This window comes from Oleiphilus sp. HI0066, from assembly GCF_001635725.1.
Genome location: NZ_LWFH01001425.1, coordinates 1 through 1,277 on the forward strand (window position 1 = coordinate 1; position 1,277 = coordinate 1,277).

At 44.5% G+C, this 1,277-nt stretch carries 3 protein-coding genes; all 3 read right to left on the reverse strand.

Going from position 1 to position 1,277, the window contains the following annotated elements:
• Positions 1–15 precede the first annotated feature (15 nt).
• Positions 16–267 carry a YfhL family 4Fe-4S dicluster ferredoxin gene (locus A3738_RS21785; RefSeq protein ID WP_068473542.1) on the reverse strand — a complete coding sequence of 84 codons (252 nt, stop codon included), beginning with the start codon at positions 265–267 and terminating at the stop codon, positions 16–18.
• A gap of 13 nt (positions 268–280) precedes the next feature.
• Entirely contained in the window at positions 281–763 is a 483-nt protein-coding gene (gene coaD / locus A3738_RS21790; protein WP_068473545.1) for a pantetheine-phosphate adenylyltransferase, read from the reverse strand.
• Between the two features lie 158 nt (positions 764–921).
• Positions 922–1,277: aldehyde dehydrogenase family protein (locus tag A3738_RS21795; RefSeq protein ID WP_156504403.1), on the reverse strand; the 356-nt coding region annotated here is incomplete at its 5' end.

Here is a 1,277-nt window from a genome sequence, read left to right on the forward strand (position 1 = left end):
AAGAAAGGGCTAATTTTAGGAGATGCCCGTTAGCTTTTCGTATTTTGCCATGAGCTGTTCTTGCGTCTCATTGTGAGCAGGATCAAGAGGGATGCAATCAACAGGGCACACTTGCTGACACTGTGGCTCGTCATAGTGACCAACACATTCTGTGCATTTAGATGGCTCGATCTCGTAGATCTCTTCCCCAGGGGAAATGGCTTCGTTGGGGCACTCCGGCTCACAAACGTCACAGTTGATGCAGTCGTCTGTAATGATTAATGCCATGNTCCTGTTCCTGTTACTGCTGCTTAAAGTGTTCGTCTAGGGCTTTGCTGACCGTTGGATGAACGAATTCATCAATGTTTCCGCCCAGTACTGCAATCTCACGAATCAATGTCGAAGAAATGTACGACAAGTGATTGTCTGGTGTTAAGAAAATACTCTCTGCTTGAGGCACGAGCCGGCGATTCATATCAGCCAGTTGGAATTCATATTCGAAGTCAGATACGGCGCGTAATCCACGTAAGATCACGTTGCCCTGATGTTCTTTTACAAATTCAGCCAGCAAGTTTTCAAAACCAATGACCTTTACGCCATCGATATGACTTAGTACTTCCTGCGCCAGCTCGACACGCTGATCGAGTGGAAATAGCGGACGTTTTTTGGGGCTTGCTGCAACCGCAATAATAATGTCGTCGAATACGCGTGCCGCACGCTCAACCAAATTAGTATGGCCGTTTGTAATCGGGTCAAAGGTGCCTGGGTAAATAACCGTCGTCATATTAATGTCTCAATTAAATTCGAAGCAGGTTTGTATAAGTCTTTAACGCACAATGCAAAGAGCGAATATTAAACAAATCTTTTATTCGAAACAATGCAGAGATTATAGAAGGGGTATAAAACAAAGGCACCCGAGAGGTGCCTTTGTCAGTAGAGCGCTTAGCGCATAAATAGAGAGAAAATTGCCTTATGAATGGCTGTGCCATATGGCGGGTAGGCGAATTTCGTACTGTTCAAAATACCTTTCGTAAAAATAGGCTTTTTGTGGGAGAAGGTCGCAAAACCATCTTCGCCATGATAAGCACCCATTCCTGATTCACCAACGCCACCGAAGTGAAGATCTTCTTGCGCAAAGTGAGACAAAGTGTCGTTCAAGCACACGCCACCAGATCGAACATGATCTAAGACAAAACGTTGCTCATCTTTGTCATGGCCAAAGTAGTACAAGGCTAATGGTGATGGACGATCGTTGACAATATCAATCGCTTCTTCAATAGATTTTGTAGTAAGTACTG

Coding starts and splice junctions, on each gene's coding strand:
- A3738_RS21785 (WP_068473542.1), bottom strand. CDS start 267: ATGGCATTAATCATTACAGACGACTGCATCAACTGTGACGTTTGTGAG.
- coaD (WP_068473545.1), bottom strand. CDS start 763: ATGACGACGGTTATTTACCCAGGCACCTTTGACCCGATTACAAACGGC.